The following is an 18,529-nucleotide window of genomic DNA, read 5'->3' on the forward strand; positions in this document are numbered from 1 at the left end:
CCGGAGATCCTCCTTGTCCCTGCAAGCCCCTGAGTTCTTCGCCGAACTCCGCCTCCCCTTTCACGACAGCACCGTCGTGGGCAACACCTACCTCGCCGTGCCGACTCCAGGCACGCACCTTCGGTTCCGAATCGACTTCACCCGCACCATCCACGCGGACACTTACGGCGGTCTACGCCTTGCGGTCGTCCACCCGGACCGCGGCGAGATCGATGCGGTCAGCCTCAGCTTCCTGGACCACGGCACCTTTCACCGCCGCGACGTGGCAAGCAACAGGCCCCTGAACAATTCCACTCACGGCACCTTCAACAAGTACCACCGTGCCGGTCAACCACCGTGGGAGGGAGCTGAGTTCACCGGGCTTCGCGACGCCATCGAGCAATACACCGCTGTCTGGTTCCCGGGGGCATGGGCGGCGACCGCGCCGAACAGCGCCGCCAGCAGGAGCACGCACACGGCTCCCGCCCCGCCGACCGCGCGCGGCGGCGCTCGCACTCGCTGAGCCGCGCCTTCCAATACGGCAGTCCGTACTTTCTCCGCAGGAGCCCTGCCCGTGCTCACCCACCCCCTTGAGAACCTCGACCCGGCCCAGAGCGTGCAGGTCCTGCCTCGTCACCTCGCTGGCCCCGGCGCCGTTGACCCTCGCGCCGCGTGGGCCTTCCCCTTCGAGGAGGGCTGGCCTTTCGCCCAGACCGAAGCAGGCACGGCCGCCGCGTTCAGCCCGTGCCTACGCCTGCAGACCACCTTCGACCCCCAGCCCGACAAGCCCGGCAAGGGCACGTGGACCATCAACGCACACCAGGCCCCGTTCACCTCGCCGGCCTGGCGGATCACCTTCGACGCCACCACCCTCGCCGAAATGCTGCACGACGTCCACAGCGAGCTGCTCGACCTCTATCTCGAAGACAGGTACAGCGACCAGGACCGGCTGTTCCAGGACGAGACGGCACCGTACGAGGCGTACGCGCCGCTACTCACCCGCGGCTGGAACCACGCCGTCAAGACCGACGGCACCCAGACCTTCCTCACCCCGGAGGGACTCGGCGGTGTACGCCACCACTACGCCAACGGCGGTTCCAGCGAGCTGGCCTGGCGGGCTTGGGGTGGGTACCCCAGCGAGCCGCACTGGACGGCGCGCTTCTCGTTCGGTACGCCCACCACGCTCGTCGCGGCCTTCACCGCCTCGCTCATCTCCACCGAACCGCTGCAGCGCACCGTCCAAGACGTCCCCGTCCAGACCCGCCGCGCCCTCTACGTCGCCACCCCGACAGGCAAGCAACAGCACGGCAGCACACCCGTCCCTCCGACACCTCCCGCCCCGGTCTCTGGCCGCAGCCGATGACCTTCCCCGTCCCCTGTCCCAAGGAGTCCTCTTCCTCGTGCATGCACGTTTGGTCCCATCCGCTGCTGCTGTCGCCGTCATGGCGGCCGGCACCCTGACCTGGGCGCCGGCCGCGAGCGCCGAGCCCTCCGAACCGACCCCCTCGGCCTCGGCCGCCTCTGCCGAGACACCGGCCCCGGACGCGGGCAGCGTCGAGATGACTGCGAAGGATGCGGCCGGAGATCCCCTGCCCGGCGCCGTGTTCCTACTGCTCGACTCCACCGGCCAGGAAAACGGACGCGGGAAGACCGATGCCCAAGGAAAGCTGACCTTCCCCGACCTCGCGCCGGGCGTCTACAGGCTCAAGCAGACGGCCTCCGGCAGCCCGCTACACGAGGTCGTCGCCGACCAGGACGTCATCGTCACTCCCGGCACCGCCACCCGGCTGACGATCAACGACCCGTTCAAGGCCGCCAAGGTCCTCCTGCAGGCCAAAGACGACAAGACCGGCAAGCTCCTGCCCGGCGCGACCGTGAACATCGGCACCGGCACCTCGACGCTGCTCACCCTGACCACGGGCGCCAAGGGCACGACCTCCGGAGAACTGCCCGTGTCGAGCCGCAGGACTCAGTTCTGGGCAAAGGAAATCAAGGCCCCCGCCGGCTACGACCTCTACAAGACGACGAAGACGTTCACTGCGGGCCCCGGCGCCCCGGTGACCGTGACCGTCACCAACGCCAAGACAGCCACCGACCCGAAGCCCGACCCCTCAGACAAGCCGACGCACAAGCCCACCGACTCCCCGTCCAGTCCGGGCAAGCCGAGCAGCGGTACCGGAGGGGCCACGCCCTCCGCCTCGGGCAGCGACACACCGGATGCCGACTCCTCGCCCGTGGCCGCGACCCCGGTCGGGGACTCCACGCCGAAGGCGCCGACGGGCTCCCTCGCCCACACCGGAGCCGACGCCACACCGTGGCTGATCGGCGGCGCGGCCGTGCTCATCGCAGCGGGCGGAGGCGTTCTCCTGGCACGCCGCAGCCGCACGGACAGTCCCACCGACGACTCCACCGAGAGCTGACCCGCGCTCCACACCTCTCCACGACTCAGAGCCCCCGGATTCCACAGCCTGGAATCCGGGGGCTCTGTCGTCCACGAGCGCGCGCGGGCCTCGTCACGCTGCCGCAGTGATCGACCCCTCTTCGCTCCCCGGCTTGACACGTAGCCGAGAGGCGGAGTCGGCGTGCTGATCGGTCACGGAGGGCATGCTCGTCCCAGTCACGGGCCAGCCGACCGAGGGATGTATGCAGACCGACTCCAAGATCCACGCCTGGCGGATCGAACCCCGGGAGTACGCGCGGCAGGAGGAGAGGCGCGGCAGGCGGCACGCGTACGAGAGCCTCGACCCGGTGCGCACTGCGCTGATCGTGATCGACATGGTGTCCTTCTTCGTCGAGGCGAATCCGTACGCCCGCGGCGTCGTGCCCAACATCAAACGCATAGCTGATGCACTGCGCACAGCTGGCGGCCCGGTCGCCTGGGTGCTGCCAGCGAACGAGGCACCACTCGGGAGCGTTAGCAGCGAGTTCTACGGACCGACAGTCAGCCAGACGTTCGCGGCGACAGGAGGCGAAGGCTCACTGCGCTCGCGTCTGTGGCACGCCCTCGACGCCCGGCAAGGCGACCTCGTGGTGGAGAAGACCGCCTACAGCGCCTTCTTCCCCGGACGCTCGCCGCTACCAGGACTGCTGGCGGAGCGCGGTATCAACACCGTCCTCATCACGGGCACACTCACGAACGTCTGCTGCGAATCCTCGGCCCGGGACGCGGCCACCACGGGCCTGCGCGTGCTGATGGTCGCCGACGCCAATGCGGCCCGGCGCGACCAGGACCACAACGCTGCGCTCGCCATGCTGGCTTCCTTGTCTCGCTCAGGTCACTCGGGCGGGTCGACCCGTGATTGGAGCTGCTGCCAGCAGTAGCGGACGTGCTGTTCAGCCTCTCGTACGGCAGAGGAGGCGTCGTCGGAAAGCGCGGCTGGAGATGATGGGGCCTTGTACTTGTCGGCGTGGGGTGTGCTGCGGCGACGCGGCGGGTGAGCAGCGCGGGCACGTTGTGTTCGGCCGCCCTGGTGGAGGACCGCTGCCCGGGCGACCAGGATCGTGGCGATGACTGCTGCGGCTGTCAGCGTGGCAGCCGCGTGCTGATCGGACATGGCTGTGAGCGTCCTTCGTACGGGTACTGGTCCGGATGCGGGAGGGCCGGTATCCGTGTCGTACCGGCCCTCCCGTCTCTTTATGCGCGTCAGCCGGGCCAGGTTCCGGTCAGCCGGCGGGTGGCCGTAGCGCCGGCACGGTCGACGGCCGCCTTGACCGCAGCGAAGATCGCGCCTTGCAGTGTGGCGGCGAGCAGCACCTCGCGCCAGGTGCGCTCTTCGTCGGTGGCGTCCGGGGCGTCCTCGTCGTGGCCGAGCATCTTCCACGTCTGCTTGAACACCGCTCCCGCGGCCATGCCGCTGACGGCGCCCATGGCCAGACCGACCGGCTTGTAGGCGATCTTCGATGCCTTCACGCGACTCACCCCTCCCGGCGGCGGCAGACCAGCCACACCACGGCGGCCGCACCGGCTGCCGCCAGCAGCAGGTTGCGGTTGTCCCGCGCCAACTGCGCCCCCTGGGCGGTCTTCTGCCGCACCGGCTCGGGCGCCTTCTCCTGCCACAGCTGACCGGCCTGGGCCGCCTTCGCCTTGGCCTGCCCAGCGGCTTGGGCGGCTTTGTCCTTGACTGGGTCGGGCAGCCTGTCCTGCGCCTGGTGGGCCAGGTCGGCGGCCTTCCCCTTCACCTCCCCGGCCTTCAGGGCGGCTTGTCCCTTCAACTCGCCGGCCCTCGCGGCGGCCTGTTCCTTGACCTCGGCGGCCTTCTCCCGGGCGCGCGCCTTGACATCTGTCTTGGCCGCCAGCGCCTCGACCGTCTCCCCGAGCTCTTCGCGGGTCTGCTCAACCTGCTCGCGCAGTTCCTCGGGGCTGGATGCGGTGGGCTCGTCGTGAGGCGGCTGGGTCATCGCTTTGCACTCTCCTTGATCTCGGCCACGTCGGCCTTCACGCTCTCGACCGTCTGCTCGGGCGTGGGCGGCGCGGCCTGGTCGACCTGCTTCTTTCCACTCATGGCCATCACTGCGGCGATCACACCCAGCACCGCTGTGACTATCAAGGCGGCGGCCCACACCGGCAGCGGCACCGCCAGCGCGGCAATCGCGGTGGCGACCAGCGCCTGCAGCATCAGGAAGCCAACTACCCCGGCTCCGCCGAACAGTCCGCCGCCTTTGCCGTAGCGCTTGCCCTTCTCCTTCATCTCCGCCTGCGCCAGCCTCAGCTCGCCGCGCACCAGCTCCGTCAGCTGCTGCGACGCCCGCTGCACCAGTTCGCTCATCGGCTCGTCGGTGCTGTGAGTACTCCTGAGGTCGGCGCCGGCAGGAGGTGGCTGCATGGTCGACACGACGATCACCTCCCGTCCGTCTTCGGTCCACTACGACGGGCCGCGTTGCAGCCCGTCTCCTTGGTGAGGGCGCGAGTACCCCGAACGGACAAGATCAGGACAGGCTCGGTGCGGTGGTTGAGCCGAGGCTCGCGGGTTACCCGCACGGTGCGGTCTTGGTGCGTCGCGGCGGCGACCTGGCCGGCTTGTGGGCGTGTGCCTGGTAGTGGGGCTGCCGGGTATGCAGCGCCGACCCGCTCGTGCAGGTTCCGAGCGGGCCGGCGCGTGTAGGCGACGCAGGCTCGGCTACTGTTCCTCAGTCGTCGATGCCTTCGGTGTCGCTCTGTTCTTCGCGGAGCTGGCCGCACCGTCTGGACCACACGGGTGTGGCGGAGCTGCCCACGGTCTGCCCCGGGGCCAGTCCCTTTCCGCGCACCAGGCCCAGCCGCGCCGATCTGTCGGCGGGGTCTGGACAGTGGGTTGCTGGGTGTCAGCTGCCTGCGGGCGTCACGCCGAACATCAGGGTGTGGCGTGGGACGTCGTACTGGACCGTCTGAGTGTGCTCCAGCAGATCCTTCAGCACGTCGGCGTCGTCGGCGTCGACCGTGAGGACTTCTTCCCCGGCGCCTTCGTCCAGGACCAGCTGCAGGGTGAAGGTGCCGCGCTGGCCGGGTTCTCCGGCCACCCAGCTGAACTGGTAGTGGTTGACTTGGCGCACTTTGATGGCGGCTTCTGTCAGGGGCTGCTCGACCTGGGTCATGACAGCCGACTCCCTTTCTGTTCCGGTGTTGATCGCCCGCGCCTTTCCCGGCCGCCTGAAGTCCGCTGTCTGAGGGTAGCGTCTCGAAGTCCCAGGGCTGGGTGTCCGGCAGCTGTTGACCTGCCGGAGCTTCCTTTTCAAGTCCGCCGAGCGGCAGCGGGCAGGCGACGCGGGCTCGGTTACCTGTCGCGCCGGTCTTCGTCGACGCCTTCTGTGTCGATCTGTTCCTTGCGGACCTGACCGCGCACCGTCTCCTCGTCCGTGTGCTCCTCCGTCGTCATGCGCACCCGCTCCACCGGCACCGTCTCGGTCTCCGTCACGGGGCGTTCCTCGTGCAGGGTGACCTCGTGCCGGCCTCGCTGATGTCGGGCCCGGACAGGGCGGCATCGCGGCTTTCGTCCGTGATCGGCTCGCGTTCGACGCGGACCTCCTCCCGGCGTACCGGCACGGTCTGCTGCACTTCCTCGGTGACGACGTACTTGCGCAGCCGCGCCCGGCCCACCTCGCGGCGCTCGGTGCCGACGTGCATGCGTTCCTCCGAGCGCGTCATGGCGTCATCGCCGCGCACGCCGGTGTCCGCGGAGCGGGGCACGTCGGTTGTCTCGCTGGTGTCGGTGTGGGCCCAGCCGCCCGCGCCGGGCTGGTTGGCCTGCTGCCAGGCCGCGTCCCAGTCGATGCCGTAGTGCTCGTACAGGCGGTGCTCCTCCTCTTCGGAGAGGTGGCCGCCGGCGTCGACGTAGACGTTGGGGGCGTCCTTGACCGTGTCCTTGGGGTAGGGAACCTCCAGATGGTCCTCCACGATGGAGGCGTCGTGGATCGGTACGAACGACTCGCTGGTGCCGAACAGGCCGGTCTTGACGCTGACCCACTCGGGCTGGCCGGTGGCGTCGTCGAGGAAGACGTGCCTGGCATCGCCGATCTTGTTGCCGTCCGTGTCGTAGACCGGGTGGCCGAGAACAGTCGGGATCTGCTCGTGGGTGATCACAGTCTGCTCACCCTCTCTCTTCTCGTGTGCGCCTCGCTCCCTGCCCGGCTCGCCAACCCAAAGGGTGTGAAACAGGAACAAGCATGTTGAATCGCGAAGCGACAAACGCGTCCCGGAGGCTGCTCTTACCTCCCCAGGCCGGATCAGACGGCGTCCATCGCCAAGCTCGTACACGCGTTTGATCTCAGATGGTGGGGGCTACTCGCACCTGCAAGCCTGCGTCGCAGCGAGGGACAGCGCCGACGGGACCGCGCAGAGACAGACGGCAAGGGGTTGGTCGCGATGACCATCGCGACACAGCAGGGCGGCGGGGGCGGTTCCAGCGGCCTCTACGACGTACTGGAACTCATTCTCGACCGCGGGCTGGTGATCGACGCCTACGTGCGGGTCTCCCTTATCGGTATCGAGCTACTCACGATCGACATACGGATCGTGGTGGCCAGCGTCGACACCTACCTTCGCTTCGCCGAGGCGTGCAACCGCCTCGACCTGGAAGCGGGGCCGCGCAAGCCGGCCGGGCTTACCGAGCTCACGGGACAGCTCACGCAGTCCGGCGCCCGCGGCATGACCAAGGGAGCCCTGTCCGGCGCCGCCGAGATGATCTCGGATGCCTTCCAGCAGGCACGCGATGACGGCCGGGAACGTCAGGCCGAGCGGTCTCCCGCGCGCGGAGAGGGGAATGAGAGATGAGCACCTACGTCTACGGGATCATCCGCGCCCCACACCCCTCCCTCCGCGAGGACCTGGATGGCATCGGCGACCCTCCGCAGCCGGTACGCGTGCTGCGCCAGGGCGAGCTGGCCGCGATCGTCAGTGACGCCCCCGATCAGCTGCGGCCCAAGCGCCGCGATCTGGTGGCCCACCAGCGGGTACTGGACGAAGCCGGAGCGGGCGGCGTGGTCCTGCCGATGCGGTTCGGCAGCGCCTCCGGGGACGACGACACGGTGACCGAGGTGCTCGCCGAGCGCGCGGAGCACTTCCTCGAGCGACTACGGGCCCTGGACGGCACAGCGGAGTACAACATCAAGGCCAACCACGACGAAGAGGCCGTACTCCGCCTGATCATGGCCGACCATGACGACATCCGGTCCCTGGCGGAAGCGAACCGCGAGGCCGGTGGCGCCACGCAGGAAGAGAAGGTCCGGCTCGGGGAGATGATCGCTGCCGCTGTCCAGGCACGCGAGCCGAGGGACGCGGAGCTGCTTGAGCAGGCGCTTTCGCCGATGGCCAAGGCGGTCAGCGCCGGTCCGCAGAGCAGTGGCTGGCTGGCCAACCTCTCCTTCCTGGTGGAGCGCGGTTCAGCGGAGCGATTCCTGGCCGCGGTCGACGAATTCCGCCGGGAGCACCCGCATCTCGAGCTGCGTGTCAACGGCCCGCTGCCGCCCTATAGCTTCGTCGACACCCCCTCCTCCCAGCAGGCCGAAGGCGGTACGGCGGAAGCGTTCGGAGCCGCGGCAGCCCAGCCGGACGGGTAAGGAGTCGCGGAGCCTCACAGGAAGGGCGGGCTCATCCGTTGCGGGTGATGCCTGTCGGGCCCGGCCCGGCTCAGCCTGAGGCTATGAACGGTTCAAGTGCGGCACGCGGATACGAGTTCCGCGTCGACAGCTGCGTCCCGGAGGCCGTCGCAGAAGCGTTCACCGAGCTGGAGGCTGTGATCATCGGCAAACAGACGGTGTTCTACGGCGACGTCATCGACGAGGCGCATCTGTTCGGCTTGCTGGCACGCTTTCGGATGCACGGCCTGCTGATCGTGGAGATGCGGCCGTCCCCCTCAGCTTAAGGAGCCAGTAACCCGGATCAGGCGTGGGGCGTGGCGCGTGAGCCAGGCGCTGGCCAGGCCGATGGCGGCGCCGACGGCGACGTCGCTGGGGTAGTGGGCTCCGCTTTGCACCCGCTCGACCGCGACCATGGCGGCGGGCACTGCGCACGCTGCGCCGACGGCCGGCCAGGCGGGTGCGATGGCGGCGGTGAATGCCACCGCAGCGGCGGTGTGCCCGGAGGGAAAGGAGGAGGAATCGGGACGGTCCTCGGCCTCGTCGTGCGGAAACCACTCCCTGGGGGGCCGGGGACGGTCGGCCAGCTGCTTGCACACGCCGTTGGCTACCAGCTGCGCCAGGGCCACAGCGGCTAGGCCCGCAGCGGCGGCCTTGCGGCCGCGCCAGCCGCCCAGCCAGGCCATCACCGCGGCCGCACCGCACCACAGCTTGGTTCCCTCCGCGGTCTCTTCCACCGCCGACAGCGCACGGTGAAGGCCGGGTGGGGCACTGGCAGCGAGCCGCTTGGTCAGACTCCGGTCTGCCTCACGGATCCCTGTCAGCAAGCTCATAGCCTGCGGGTATCCCGCAGAGCACCGGCCATGCCTGGTCCCAACGCCGACGCCGATGCGGCGCTGCGGCGCGGTCAGGTGTTTCCTCAAGACGGGCGGCTTACGGCAGCGAGGGTCTCCAGCCCGAACGGCATAAGCAGCATCACCGACAGGAGCAGGGTTCCCGCGCGGTCAGGGGCTGAGCGCCTCACGCAAGGTGGGGCGGCAGTCGATGAGGGCATCGACACCTACGAGCTGCAGGGTGCGCAGCACGGAGCTGGCGGCGCCGGCCAGGCGCAGCCAGCCGCCTGCCGCGGTGACGGCCTGGTAGGCGGCGATGAGGATGTTGATGCCGCTGGAGTCCATGAAGGTGACCTGCCGCATGTCGACCACGATGCGAGGCTGGGCGGTGTCGGAGACGTCCAGCGCCTTGCTGAGCTGGTCTCCGGTGTGGTGGTCGATCTCCCCGGCCAGGGTCAGCACGCGGATGCCGTCGGTGACGGTGGACACGACCGACAGCCCGGCCGGCCGCGGTGTCTGATCGGCTCGTTCGGTATCCGCCATGTGTCCCTCTGCCATGTCGGTGATACTGGCACATCAAGACGCTCGGCCGAAGTGCTGCCCCTGCACGCTACTGGTCATGCCCTTGTGCCGGGGAGCCGGCCGAGGGACGCGGGGCCTGTACTGGGCACACGTGGGTATGCGCGGGGGGTGTCAGCGGGGGAGTGGAGGCGTCGGCGTGGAATCAGTGCCGGTGGGCGAGGACGGCACGGCGCCGGACGGGTGGGCCATACGGACCACCGTGGCCCTGGACGGGGACGGTGCCTGCATCGCCGAGGCCCGCCATCTCGCGGCCAATTTCCTCACACGGCTCCAGGCCGACCACGGCATCCCCGTCCCCTCGCGGGCGATGGACCTCACGCAGCTGGTGGTCAGTGAGCTGGTCACCAACGCCCGCAAGTACGCACCCGGGCCGGTGCTGCTCGATCTGCGCGTCACCGGCGCGGTGATCGAGGTGGTGGTCTGGGACAGCGACCCGGTGCTTCCGGTGGCCCGGGCCGCTGACCCCGGCCGGGTGGGCCAGCACGGCTTGGAGATCGTGATGGCGGTCGCTCAGGGCTTCGAGGCGCAGCGGCAGCCGGTCGGAAAACGCATCACGGCCCGCATCGCGCTCCTCGACGATCCGGTCGCCGGCATGGCCGGTCGCCACGGGCCCTGACCCACCCAGCCCAGCCGCTTCGATCACCTCCTGCGGGCGAGGGCAGCGTGCAGTTCGGCCAGGATCGTCTCAGGCAGAGCGGCGTCCTGCGCATGCTTGATGATCTGCTCGGCGATCAAGGAGAGCTTGGTGTTGGTGTGCTGCGAGATCTCACGCAGCACCATGAACCCGTCCTCCGGGTTGATCTTCGCCGTCATCACCAGCACCCCGATGGCCTGATCCACGACCGCATGAGAGGCCACCGCACGCTGCAGCTGCGCACTCTCCACCCGCAACTGCTCGACCTCCGCCCGCAACCGCTTGACCTCCTGCACGAGGTCTTCGACGCGAGGACCAGCGCCGGGTTCTCGGCCAGGGAGCGCGGGCGAGGCCATGCGTATCACCGTGGGTGTCGGCGGAGCGGGTACGCATGTTCGCCTGCCCCCTTCAATCCCTGACATCCCCGCGGCGGGAGAAAGCCACAGCACTATGGCCGGAAAGAGGCGAGCTCCCCGAGCCTGGACTCGGAGTGCTCGGCAAGGCTTGCTTCCGAACCCCGCTCACGGCGGGTAGCCGCATGGTCAGCTGCCATACCGGAATGATCAGGCCACATCGCGGTAGCGCGGTGACCGATCAGCGCCCTGCCGCCGGCTTGTGCTGTGGACCAGACGCAGATGACGCCCCCGGGCGTGCCGGGCCGCCCTCGGCCGGCCCGGCAGCCAGTCCTCAATGCGATCCATCCCATACAGCAGCAGGCCCAGCGCAGGCAGCAGCAACACAGCGACGGCGATCACGGTGAAAGATCCCTCCGGCCGACAACACCTCACCGGGTTTCCACCAGCTCCCCGGCCAGCAGCCGACCTGTGTGAAGGTCTGGTGACCACTGGAGTGGGGATGGCGCACGACGACGGGCCTTTTGCGCTGCCAGGCATGGAATGCGGCGGCGGAAGCATCCGAAAGGGCATGGAGTGCGTGATCTATCAGGAGCGGACGGGTGAGTACGAGCAGATCGACTGCCGGCAGGCGGACGCCGGATGCCAGGTCACCCTGGACCGCCTGGCGGCCTTGAAACCGGATGAGTTTGCCTGGATCCGCATGGACGAGCCCCGCCAGGAAGAGCTGCAGCAGCTCGGCGAGTACCTCAAGCTGCATCCTCTGGCCATTGAGGACGCGGTCCAGGCGCACCAGCGGCCGAAGCAGGAACGCTACGGCGACGTGCTGGCGGTCGCGGTGAAGACGCTCTGGTTCGTCGAAAAGACCGCGGACGTGGAGACCGGAGAAGTGATGATCTTCCTCGGCCCGTCGTTCGCACTGACCGTACGGCACGGTGCGAACGACCCCACAGTGGAGGCCGCGCGCCGCCTCGCGGAGCAGCCGGACATGGCACGGCTCGGGCCCGTCGCCGTCCTGCACGCGGTCACCGATGTGATCGTCGACGCCTACACCGAGGCCGCCGCCCAAGTCCGCACGGACCTGACGGAGCTGGAGGGGTGCGTCTTCTCGCCCGCACGCGATGACCTCACCGAACAGATCTACTCGTCAAACGCGAGGTCGTGGAGTTCCGCGACGCCATCCAGCCACTCGTCCCTGTCATGCAGCCCTTCACCACGGCGCGCGACGATTGGCCACGGCAGGTCCTGCCCTACTTCCGCGACGTCACCGACCACCTCACCCGTACCGACACCGAAGTCCGCGCCCTGGACGACCTGCTTGCCTCCGTCCTCGACGCCCATCTGGCGAAGGTGGGAACGTGGCAGAACGACGACATGCGCCGCATCAGCGCCTGGGCCGCCATCTTCGCCATCCCCACCATGGTCGCCGGGATCTACGGCATGAACTTCGCCCACATGCCCGAACTGGACTGGCGCTACGGCTACCCATGCGCGCTCGCCGTGATGGCGCTGGGGGCAGGACTGCTGTACCGAGCCTTCCGCCGCAACGGCTGGCTGTGAAGCGCACAGTCCCGCAGGCCGACTGCCTGCCACAGCCCACCCTCGCCAGCCGCTACGCCGAGTTCTTCCGCCAGACTGCCACGCCCTCCATCTCCACAACCACAGCCGCTTGATTCGATCCGAAGGGTTCCCGGCCGCTACCGCGAGGGCTGCCCGGTAGCGGCCGGCCGGACGATGGCTCTCTTCGAGCGCGATGCAGCGGGCTGCTGCGGTGCGGCTGCAGTTCGTTGGCGAGCCCCAGCTCTAACGTGAACTCGCCGCCGCTGCACCTCGCCCTGTACGGCGACCTCTTAACGCTGGCTCCCAGGCAGTCCCCGAGACGTCTCCCTGGCGCTACGCGGACTGCGTGGCATCTGGGTGCTTGATCGTGCGGGATCTGGGCAGGCGGGCTCGGTGTCATCCGTGTCGTCCGACTGCTTGGGCAGGTGCGGCATGCCTTGATCCAGGCTGGCTTCCACCTCGTCCACGAGGACGCGCAAGACAGCGAGCCGGGACTAGCGGTGACGAGGTGGCGGCTGGGGTGCTGGTGAGATGGACGGCCTCGGACGGGTTCACTTCGCTGGTGAACGACCAGCCTGGTGCCTCGGGCGACAGCATGCACGCGATAGTGCGGGCTGCGGTGTCGGGCCTGCTGCTGCAGCTGGGGCACACCGTCACGGAACCGGAGGACGGTGGTGACTTGCTGGTCCTGGCCGATCAGTAGGTCGAGGGCGGCCCCGACGCCGGGCGGGGCCGGGGCCGCGCGCACACGATGTCCCGTCATGTGGCGACCGGAGCGAAGTGCACGCGTCACAGCAACAACGCACCGCCGATCAAAAGGTCACTGACGAAGCTCTGCCCCAGTGACATCCTTCTGGCGTTCAGGCGGTGCCACGATCTCAACACCCCATGCCTTGCAACGCGGCCCACGCCATGACGGCTATCGAGCGCCGAAGGCCGCCCGCGTCCAGCCCCGCCCACATGCAGTGGTTGTTTCGCATGTCATGGCCCGGATACTCGCAAAAACGCCCATTCGGTACATAAGCACACGGGCGTGGTAAGGCCCTCACCGAGCTGAGAGATGCCAACCGTGGGGGTGCAGCGATTTTCCCGCACGTCCTTCACCGAAGCCTGGAGGCCGTCTGCGCCCCGGAAAGAGGGTGAGGACCATGAGTACGGAGTCCGATGTGGGCGGGGCCGGGCGTGTACAGGCGGCCGGACAGACCGCGAAGGAGCAGGCATCGGCCACAGCGGGCCAGGCCAGGGAAGCAGCCGGTGAGGTGGCGGGCACCGCGCTGGATCAGGCCAAGACGATAGCTGGGGAGGCGCGCCGCCAGGCCGGAAGCGCCGTTGGAGACCTCCGGGGCCGTGTCACCGAAGAGGTGGAGGGCCAGACGCGGCGGGCGGCCGAGACAGTGCACCAGTGGGCGGACGATCTGGCGGAGATGGCGCGCAACGCCCCGGACGACTCCCCGACCCGCACCCTGGTGTCCAAGGCTGCGGATGGCGGCCACCGGGCGGCGGACTACCTGGACGACCACGGTGTGGAAGGCATGACCGAGGACCTGAAGGGATTCGCACGGCGCCGGCCGGGGGCGTTCCTGGCGGGGGCGGCGCTGGCAGGGTTCGCGGTCGGCAGGATGGCCAAGGTCGGCAGCAAGGCGCAGTCCGGACAGGGGGCACAGCAGGATCAGGGCGTTGGGTCGCCAGGGCCGCCGGAGGGGGCTGTGGGGCCGGACTTCCGCGGTTACTCGGAGGTGCCCGAGAGGACTGTAGAGCCGGAGCCGCCTCCCTACCCGCAAGGGGCCCTACAGGCGGAACCGCGGGCCTACCCGGAGGTGTGACATGTCATCGATGACACCGGAGCCGCGCGGTCAGGACTCTTCGCTCGGACAGCTGTTGTCGGAGATGACCTCGGACATCCAGACGCTCTTCCGGCAGGAGGTGGAGCTGGCCAAGTCCGAGATCCGTGAGGAGGCCGGCAAGGCGGGCAAGGCCGCCGGAATGTATGGCGGAGCCGGGTTCGGCGGCTACATGGTCGCGCTGTTCGCCTCGCTCGCGGCGATGTTCGGCCTGGCCAATGTGATGGACATCGGATGGGCGGCCCTGATCGTCACTGCGGTGTGGGCGGGGATTGCGGCAGTGCTGTTCGTGATGGGCCGTTCCCGGATGCGGGAGGTGTCCCCGAAGCCGGAGCAGACCGTGCAGACGCTGAAGGAGGACGCGCAATGGGCACGTCACCCGACCAAGTGAGAGCCGAGATCGAGGCGACCCGAGGGCGCCTGTCGAAGAAGGCCGACCGGCTGGCCGACCGCACCAGCCCGGGGCGGATCGTGCGCCGCCGCACCGATCGAGTCCGCGGCGCGGTCTCCGGGGCGCGCGAGCGCGTCATGGGCACTGCTTCCGCAACCACGGACAGCGCCAAGGGCCGCACTCAGCAGGCCGCAGCTTCCGTCCAGGACAGCGCCGGCCAGGCCGCGGACACGATGCGCCAGGCCGCGGGCCAGGTCGGCGAAGCGGTCAGCGGCGCGCCGGAGCAGGCGGTCCGGCAGACGCAGGGCAATCCGCTGGCGGCCGGGCTGATCCCCTTCGGCGCCGGGCTGCTGGCCGCCTCGCTCCTGCCCACCTCGCAGGCCGAGGAGCAGGCAGCCTCCCAGCTCTCCGAGAAGGCCGGTGAGGCGATCGAACCCGTCAAGCAGGCGGCGATTCAGTCCGCGCAGCAGCTGAAGGAGGACGCCACCGAGACGGCCAAGCAGGCCGCCCAGGAGGTCAAGGACACCGCCGCGGAAGCCGCTCGCACCACCAAGGAAGAAGCAAGCGACCAGGCCGGGCAGGTCACGGAGCAGGCCCGGCAATCCGGACAGCAGGTAGCCGACGAGGCCCGGCAGCAGCCCCCCGGCGCCATGTGAACCACCAGCGACCGCCGCATCGCCCCGGATTTCGCTCCTGCTGCGGCGGTACCGATCAGAAGGGGTGAGTCATGGACCGCCACCGCAACGATCGCGACGAGACCTCCCGCCCGGACGGGCTCCCGACTGAGCCGGCTAAGAAGCCGACCGACCTGTCCAAAGGGTCATGGGGAGGTGTATTCAAACGGACCCTGAAGGAATTCAAGGAGGACAACCTCACCGACTGGGCGGCCGCCCTGACCTACTACGGCATCCTGGCGATCTTCCCCGCCCTGCTCGCGCTGGTGTCGCTCCTGGGGCTGCTGGGCAGCGCGACGATCAAGCCGATGATCGACAACCTCGGCAGTCTCGCCCCCGGCGCCGCCCGCGACATTCTCAACAACGTCCTTACACAGCTGGAGGGAAACCAGGGCGGGGCAAGCATCGCGCTGATCATCGGAATCGCGCTGGCCTTGTGGTCGGCTTCCGGGTACATCGCCGCGTTCATGCGCGCGTCCAACGCCGTCTATGACATCGGCGAAGGCCGGCCGGTCTGGAAGACCATTCCCACCCGGCTGGTCATCACCCTCATCGTCGTGGTTCTGCTCGCCGCGATGGCGATCGGTGTGGTCTTCACCGGCACCCTGGCCAAGAAGACCGGCCAGGTCCTCGGCCTGGGCGACACCTTCATCACAGTGTGGAACATCGCGAAATGGCCCGTGATGGTCCTGCTCTTCGCCGCGATCGTCGCCCTGCTGTACTGGGCTGCCCCCAACGTCAAACGCAAAATTCGGTGGGTCAGCCCCGGCAGCCTCATCGCCATCGTCATCTGGCTCATCGCCTCCGCCGCGTTCGCCTTTTACGTGGCGAACTTCGGCAGCTACAACAAGACCTACGGCAGCATGGCCGCAGTGATCATCTTCCTGGTCTGGATGTGGATCTCCAACATCGCCATCCTGCTCGGCCTGGAGTTCAACGCCGAACTCGAACGCGCCCGGGCCATCGACAGCGGCCACCCTCCCGGCGAAGAGCCGTACGTCGAGCCCCGCGACACCCGCAAACTCTGACAATCACCCCGCCGTGCCGACGGTGCGGTGCGCGGTACTGTCCAGCGTCGGCGCGCCACCCACCAGACCGAGTGCGGCGGAGCACGGCCGCGTGCCACACCGGCAGAGCCTGCAGGGTGAGCGCGCCCACAACGCTGCCGGCGAACAGCCCGCCGCCCTTGCCGTATCGCTTGCCCTTTTCCTTCATCTCGGCCTGCGCCAGCCGCATCTCCCGCACACCAGCTCGGTCAGGTGCTGCGAAGCACGCTACTCGGTCAGGCGCAATGCCCCCCGAGCACGCACGGCGAACATGCACACGCGCACAGCGTGGGGCCCGACCTTTGGGCGGCGCGTTGCCTCAGGCGAGACGGCGTCGGTCCTCCTGCGTCCACTTACGGGTGTCACGGGGCGGGACGTACGGCTCCTGCGTCTCCGGCAGACCACCGGCGACCGCACGCTGGCGGGCCATCTCGGCGTCGAATTCCAGGCCGAGCAGGATCGCGATGTTGCTGATCCACAGCCACACCAGGAAGACGATCACTCCCGCCAGAGTGCCGTACGTCTTGTTGTATGAGGCGAAGTTGGAGACGTAGAACGCGAAGCCGGCGGAGGCGACCATCCACACCAGCAGGGCAAGAAAACTGCCCGGTGTGACCCACTTGAAGCCGCGCCCCTTCACGTTGGGCGTCGCCCAGAACAGGATTGCGATCATGATCGTGACCAAGACCACCAGGACTGGCCATTTCGCGATCGACCATGCTGTCAGCGCCGCGTTCCCCAGGCCCAGCGCGGTGCCCACCTGACGCGCCAGGGCGCCGGTGAACACAACGATCAGGGCGCTGATCACCGCCAGGACCAGCAGCGCCACCGTCACACCCAGCCGGACCGGCAACACCTTCCACACCGGGCGCCCCTCCGGCATGTCGTACACGGCGTTGGAGGTACGGATGAAGGCGGCGACATAGCCCGAGGCCGACCACACGGCGAGCGCCAGACCCACGACCGCCATGATGGAACCGACACCGCCGTTGCCCTGCAACTGCTTCACGGCATTGCTGATGATGGTGCGCGCCGAACCCGGCGCCAGCTTGTTGATGTTGTCCATCACCTGCTGTGTCGCCGACTGCCCCGAGATACCCAGCAGCGACACCAACACCAGCAACGCCGGGAACAGGGACAGCACCCCGTAATAGGTCAGGGCAGCCGCCCGGTCTGCGAGCTCGTCGTCCTTGAACTCCTTCAGCGTTCCCTTCAGCACCGCCCACCAGGATCGCTTCGGAAGCTCGGTCGGCGCGTCCGGAGCCCGCTCCTCCACCTCCTCGTCCGGCCCAACGGCCGCGTCATGGCCGTCCGGCTCCGGCTCAGATCCCTTGTTTCCGTCCGCATCTACTGTCCGTGCCATGACACTCGGGTATCCGCAGGACTCCGCTCTAGGCAGCGCCGGGACCATCATCCGTCCACCACAGCCCCCTGCGGCTATCACCGTTGGAGCACCCCACACTGGTCGGTCACAGGCATGACGACTCGAGCCACAGATGCCCGACCACTTCGGACCGCTGGTCGAAAGGGAAAGTCCGCGGCGCCTCTCGTCACTGCAAGCGGCCCAGCTCCCGCCCCCCAGCCTGCGACTGCCTGCCGAGTCACCGGCTCCGGTGACGGCGCTCCTGCAGCTTCTTCATCTGGGTCTCCAGGAGCCCGCCACGATGAGTTCCGGCCTTGTGCCGCCCCTTGCTCTGCTGCTCAGCCGGGTGCCTCTGCCGTAGTTTGCCGGCCATCTCCCTGGCCCGTTGCCTCATCCTCTCGGCGTCCATACCGCTCCTCCTCACACCACCCGTTCAGACCCTTTTCGCCAGATTTGCACACTGCCTGGTACGCCGCATCCTGCCCGACCGGGCATGCCGCTCCCTGAGTAACAGCGTCCCCACGACGAGGCCCGCGGAATGGAGGTAGCCGCGGGCCATTGCCCCCACAGTGCCGCGTACGCCGTCCACGTCGGCTTGGCCCAGGGATGATGCCCTGACCAATTGGCCGGTGGGGCGCTGCCGCCACCCAGACCGCGATCGTCCACGTGGTAGCGGGTCCACTGCGCGTGTTCAACAGCCACCGCATCCCCGCTCTCGTACGCTCCCTGCATGGATGACGCAGCACCAGTCGGTGACAGCGGCGAGCCCACTGCGCGATGTGGTTTTGGGCCGTTTTCCCTCCAGGACGTCCTGCGGGAGCTGAACAGCAACCTGCAGTCGCTCTCGGCGCACGGCACGCAGAGGCATCCCCTTATCCCGGGGCGCGGTCGAGCACCGCGGCCGCGGGTCCGTCCATGGAGCGGGAGCCACTGAGGGGTTCACCCACAATCTGGGGGGCTCCGGCCTTGACCGGGCGGGTTAGGGAAAGGGGCAGGTGAGCGGAAGGAGGCGTTCACTCAGCTGCCCGGTGAGCTGGGTGTCGGTGAGGGTGGCTTCGGTGAGCCAGTCCGATGCAGTCAGCTGGTCGACCAGGTGCTGCTGGCCGAACGGTTCGGTGACAGCACGAGGCGACCGCGCAGCGGGGAGGACGCTGTCGAGCCGGCCCGGCAGCGTCCTCTGCGGCGCATGCAGTCGACGACCCGGTCGTTCACGGTCGGCGAGGG

24 protein-coding genes and 3 pseudogenes are annotated in these 18,529 nt (G+C 68.7%); 15 read left to right on the forward strand and 12 right to left on the reverse strand.

Going from position 1 to position 18,529, the window contains the following annotated elements:
* Positions 1-13 precede the first annotated feature (13 nt).
* The 4 genes from ABZ016_RS22570 to ABZ016_RS22585 all read left to right on the forward strand — a co-directional run bounded on the left by ABZ016_RS22570 (position 14) and on the right by ABZ016_RS22585 (position 3,300).
* Positions 14-502 (forward strand): hypothetical protein, encoded by a 489-nt coding sequence (locus ABZ016_RS22570; RefSeq protein WP_356918437.1) that lies wholly within the window; start codon positions 14-16, stop codon positions 500-502.
* A gap of 51 nt (positions 503-553) precedes the next feature.
* Positions 554-1,342 (forward strand): DUF317 domain-containing protein, encoded by a 789-nt coding sequence (locus tag ABZ016_RS22575; protein ID WP_356918439.1) that lies wholly within the window; start codon positions 554-556, stop codon positions 1,340-1,342.
* Positions 1,343-1,379: 37 nt separating this feature from the next.
* Positions 1,380-2,399 (forward strand): SpaA isopeptide-forming pilin-related protein, encoded by a 1,020-nt coding sequence (locus tag ABZ016_RS22580; RefSeq protein ID WP_356918440.1) that lies wholly within the window; start codon positions 1,380-1,382, stop codon positions 2,397-2,399.
* 223 nt (positions 2,400-2,622) lie between these two features.
* On the forward strand, positions 2,623-3,300 hold the full coding sequence (locus ABZ016_RS22585) for an isochorismatase family cysteine hydrolase (protein ID WP_356918441.1): 678 nt from the start codon (positions 2,623-2,625) through the stop codon (positions 3,298-3,300).
* Between the two features lie 322 nt (positions 3,301-3,622).
* Here ABZ016_RS22585 and ABZ016_RS22590 read toward each other — a convergent pair whose 3' ends face one another.
* The 5 genes and pseudogenes from ABZ016_RS22590 to ABZ016_RS22610 form a co-directional block, all read right to left on the reverse strand.
* Positions 3,623-3,889, reverse strand: a complete 267-nt coding sequence (locus tag ABZ016_RS22590; RefSeq protein WP_356918442.1) for a DUF4235 domain-containing protein — start codon at positions 3,887-3,889, stop codon at positions 3,623-3,625.
* Between the two features lie 5 nt (positions 3,890-3,894).
* Complete coding sequence (locus tag ABZ016_RS22595) at positions 3,895-4,377, reverse strand: DUF3618 domain-containing protein (RefSeq protein ID WP_356918443.1); 483 nt, start codon at positions 4,375-4,377, stop codon at positions 3,895-3,897.
* A complete protein-coding gene (locus tag ABZ016_RS22600) occupies positions 4,374-4,745 on the reverse strand; it encodes a phage holin family protein (RefSeq protein ID WP_356918502.1) in 372 nt (123 codons plus the stop codon). Before ABZ016_RS22600 ends, ABZ016_RS22595 begins: the two co-directional genes overlap by 4 nt.
* Before the next feature lie 535 nt (positions 4,746-5,280).
* Positions 5,281-5,550 carry a hypothetical protein gene (locus ABZ016_RS22605; RefSeq protein WP_356918444.1) on the reverse strand — a complete coding sequence of 90 codons (270 nt, stop codon included), beginning with the start codon at positions 5,548-5,550 and terminating at the stop codon, positions 5,281-5,283.
* A 179-nt stretch (positions 5,551-5,729) separates the two neighbouring features.
* Positions 5,730-6,535: pseudogene (locus ABZ016_RS22610) on the reverse strand (PRC and DUF2382 domain-containing protein).
* Positions 6,536-6,817: 282 nt separating this feature from the next.
* Between ABZ016_RS22610 and ABZ016_RS22615 the strand changes: the two are divergent.
* The 3 genes from ABZ016_RS22615 (at position 6,818) to ABZ016_RS22625 (ending at position 8,315) form a co-directional block, all read left to right on the forward strand.
* On the forward strand, positions 6,818-7,225 hold the full coding sequence (locus ABZ016_RS22615) for a gas vesicle structural protein GvpA (RefSeq protein WP_356918445.1): 408 nt from the start codon (positions 6,818-6,820) through the stop codon (positions 7,223-7,225).
* A complete protein-coding gene (locus ABZ016_RS22620) occupies positions 7,222-8,010 on the forward strand; it encodes a GvpL/GvpF family gas vesicle protein (protein WP_356918446.1) in 789 nt (262 codons plus the stop codon). Before ABZ016_RS22615 ends, ABZ016_RS22620 begins: the two co-directional genes overlap by 4 nt.
* A gap of 83 nt (positions 8,011-8,093) precedes the next feature.
* Positions 8,094-8,315, forward strand: a complete 222-nt coding sequence (locus tag ABZ016_RS22625) for a hypothetical protein (RefSeq protein WP_356918447.1) — start codon at positions 8,094-8,096, stop codon at positions 8,313-8,315.
* On the opposite strand, the gene ABZ016_RS22630 is transcribed toward ABZ016_RS22625, so the two are convergent.
* Positions 8,307-8,861, reverse strand: coding sequence for a phosphatase PAP2 family protein (locus tag ABZ016_RS22630; RefSeq protein WP_356918448.1), 555 nt, complete (start codon positions 8,859-8,861; stop codon positions 8,307-8,309). The two genes, ABZ016_RS22625 and ABZ016_RS22630, sit on opposite strands and share 9 nt — an antisense overlap.
* 171 nt (positions 8,862-9,032) lie before the next feature.
* A complete protein-coding gene (locus ABZ016_RS22635; protein ID WP_356918449.1) occupies positions 9,033-9,419 on the reverse strand; it encodes an STAS domain-containing protein in 387 nt (128 codons plus the stop codon).
* Positions 9,420-9,579: 160 nt separating this feature from the next.
* Here ABZ016_RS22635 and ABZ016_RS22640 point away from each other — a divergent pair, with 160 nt between their 5' ends.
* Positions 9,580-10,059, forward strand: a complete 480-nt coding sequence (locus ABZ016_RS22640; RefSeq protein ID WP_356918450.1) for an ATP-binding protein — start codon at positions 9,580-9,582, stop codon at positions 10,057-10,059.
* A 23-nt stretch (positions 10,060-10,082) separates the two neighbouring features.
* Here the strand turns inward: ABZ016_RS22640 and ABZ016_RS22645 are convergent, their stop codons facing one another.
* Both ABZ016_RS22645 and ABZ016_RS22650 read right to left on the reverse strand, forming a co-directional pair.
* Positions 10,083-10,433 (reverse strand): ANTAR domain-containing protein, encoded by a 351-nt coding sequence (locus tag ABZ016_RS22645; protein WP_356918451.1) that lies wholly within the window; start codon positions 10,431-10,433, stop codon positions 10,083-10,085.
* Between the two features lie 207 nt (positions 10,434-10,640).
* On the reverse strand, positions 10,641-10,832 hold the full coding sequence (locus ABZ016_RS22650) for a hypothetical protein (protein ID WP_356918452.1): 192 nt from the start codon (positions 10,830-10,832) through the stop codon (positions 10,641-10,643).
* Between the two features lie 301 nt (positions 10,833-11,133).
* Here ABZ016_RS22650 and ABZ016_RS22655 point away from each other — a divergent pair.
* The 7 genes and pseudogenes from ABZ016_RS22655 to ABZ016_RS22685 all read left to right on the forward strand — a co-directional run.
* Positions 11,134-11,514 (forward strand): annotated as a pseudogene (locus tag ABZ016_RS22655) (CorA family divalent cation transporter); the annotation flags it as partial.
* Between the two features lie 116 nt (positions 11,515-11,630).
* Positions 11,631-11,990: a CorA family divalent cation transporter gene (locus ABZ016_RS22660; RefSeq protein ID WP_356918453.1), complete on the forward strand. Its 360-nt coding sequence runs from the start codon at positions 11,631-11,633 to the stop codon at positions 11,988-11,990.
* Positions 11,991-12,552: 562 nt separating this feature from the next.
* The gene (locus ABZ016_RS22665; protein ID WP_356918455.1) at positions 12,553-12,693 is read left to right on the forward strand and encodes a hypothetical protein; all 141 of its coding nucleotides are present in this window, start codon (positions 12,553-12,555) and stop codon (positions 12,691-12,693) included.
* A 445-nt stretch (positions 12,694-13,138) separates the two neighbouring features.
* Positions 13,139-13,813, forward strand: a complete 675-nt coding sequence (locus ABZ016_RS22670; RefSeq protein WP_356918456.1) for a hypothetical protein — start codon at positions 13,139-13,141, stop codon at positions 13,811-13,813.
* A gap of 64 nt (positions 13,814-13,877) precedes the next feature.
* Positions 13,878-14,222, forward strand: a complete 345-nt coding sequence (locus tag ABZ016_RS22675; protein ID WP_356918457.1) for a phage holin family protein — start codon at positions 13,878-13,880, stop codon at positions 14,220-14,222.
* Positions 14,198-14,878 carry a DUF3618 domain-containing protein gene (locus ABZ016_RS22680; RefSeq protein WP_356918458.1) on the forward strand — a complete coding sequence of 227 codons (681 nt, stop codon included), beginning with the start codon at positions 14,198-14,200 and terminating at the stop codon, positions 14,876-14,878. The genes ABZ016_RS22675 and ABZ016_RS22680 overlap by 25 nt, the downstream gene beginning before the upstream one ends.
* Positions 14,879-14,949: 71 nt before the next feature.
* The gene (locus tag ABZ016_RS22685) at positions 14,950-15,924 is read left to right on the forward strand and encodes a YihY/virulence factor BrkB family protein (protein WP_356918459.1); all 975 of its coding nucleotides are present in this window, start codon (positions 14,950-14,952) and stop codon (positions 15,922-15,924) included.
* A 106-nt stretch (positions 15,925-16,030) separates the two neighbouring features.
* On the opposite strand, the pseudogene ABZ016_RS22690 reads toward ABZ016_RS22685, so the two are convergent.
* The 3 genes and pseudogenes from ABZ016_RS22690 to ABZ016_RS22700 all read right to left on the reverse strand — a co-directional run.
* Positions 16,031-16,155 (reverse strand): annotated as a pseudogene (locus ABZ016_RS22690) (phage holin family protein); the annotation flags it as partial.
* A gap of 106 nt (positions 16,156-16,261) precedes the next feature.
* Positions 16,262-17,305 carry a YihY/virulence factor BrkB family protein gene (locus ABZ016_RS22695; protein ID WP_356918503.1) on the reverse strand — a complete coding sequence of 348 codons (1,044 nt, stop codon included), beginning with the start codon at positions 17,303-17,305 and terminating at the stop codon, positions 16,262-16,264.
* Positions 17,306-17,543: 238 nt separating this feature from the next.
* Entirely contained in the window at positions 17,544-17,714 is a 171-nt protein-coding gene (locus ABZ016_RS22700) for a hypothetical protein (RefSeq protein ID WP_356918460.1), read from the reverse strand.
* Positions 17,715-18,529: the final 815 nt, after the last annotated feature.

The organism is Streptomyces sp. NPDC006372, from assembly GCF_040612515.1.
Taxonomy (GTDB): domain Bacteria; phylum Actinomycetota; class Actinomycetes; order Streptomycetales; family Streptomycetaceae; genus Streptomyces.

Excerpts from the sequence above, each read along its gene's own strand:
- ABZ016_RS22585 (WP_356918441.1), top strand. The coding sequence starts at position 2,623 with ATGCAGACCGACTCCAAGATCCACGCCTGGCGGATCGAACCCCGGGAG.
- ABZ016_RS22595 (WP_356918443.1), bottom strand. The coding sequence starts at position 4,377 with ATGACCCAGCCGCCTCACGACGAGCCCACCGCATCCAGCCCCGAGGAA.
- ABZ016_RS22600 (WP_356918502.1), bottom strand. The coding sequence starts at position 4,745 with ATGAGCGAACTGGTGCAGCGGGCGTCGCAGCAGCTGACGGAGCTGGTG.
- ABZ016_RS22605 (WP_356918444.1), bottom strand. The coding sequence starts at position 5,550 with ATGACCCAGGTCGAGCAGCCCCTGACAGAAGCCGCCATCAAAGTGCGC.
- ABZ016_RS22615 (WP_356918445.1), top strand. The coding sequence starts at position 6,818 with ATGACCATCGCGACACAGCAGGGCGGCGGGGGCGGTTCCAGCGGCCTC.
- ABZ016_RS22620 (WP_356918446.1), top strand. The coding sequence starts at position 7,222 with ATGAGCACCTACGTCTACGGGATCATCCGCGCCCCACACCCCTCCCTC.
- ABZ016_RS22625 (WP_356918447.1), top strand. The coding sequence starts at position 8,094 with ATGAACGGTTCAAGTGCGGCACGCGGATACGAGTTCCGCGTCGACAGC.
- ABZ016_RS22630 (WP_356918448.1), bottom strand. The coding sequence starts at position 8,861 with ATGAGCTTGCTGACAGGGATCCGTGAGGCAGACCGGAGTCTGACCAAG.
- ABZ016_RS22635 (WP_356918449.1), bottom strand. The coding sequence starts at position 9,419 with ATGGCAGAGGGACACATGGCGGATACCGAACGAGCCGATCAGACACCG.
- ABZ016_RS22645 (WP_356918451.1), bottom strand. The coding sequence starts at position 10,433 with ATGGCCTCGCCCGCGCTCCCTGGCCGAGAACCCGGCGCTGGTCCTCGC.
- ABZ016_RS22660 (WP_356918453.1), top strand. The coding sequence starts at position 11,631 with ATGCAGCCCTTCACCACGGCGCGCGACGATTGGCCACGGCAGGTCCTG.
- ABZ016_RS22670 (WP_356918456.1), top strand. The coding sequence starts at position 13,139 with ATGAGTACGGAGTCCGATGTGGGCGGGGCCGGGCGTGTACAGGCGGCC.
- ABZ016_RS22675 (WP_356918457.1), top strand. The coding sequence starts at position 13,878 with ATGACCTCGGACATCCAGACGCTCTTCCGGCAGGAGGTGGAGCTGGCC.
- ABZ016_RS22680 (WP_356918458.1), top strand. The coding sequence starts at position 14,198 with ATGGGCACGTCACCCGACCAAGTGAGAGCCGAGATCGAGGCGACCCGA.
- ABZ016_RS22685 (WP_356918459.1), top strand. The coding sequence starts at position 14,950 with ATGGACCGCCACCGCAACGATCGCGACGAGACCTCCCGCCCGGACGGG.
- ABZ016_RS22695 (WP_356918503.1), bottom strand. The coding sequence starts at position 17,305 with ATGGCACGGACAGTAGATGCGGACGGAAACAAGGGATCTGAGCCGGAG.
- ABZ016_RS22700 (WP_356918460.1), bottom strand. The coding sequence starts at position 17,714 with ATGGACGCCGAGAGGATGAGGCAACGGGCCAGGGAGATGGCCGGCAAA.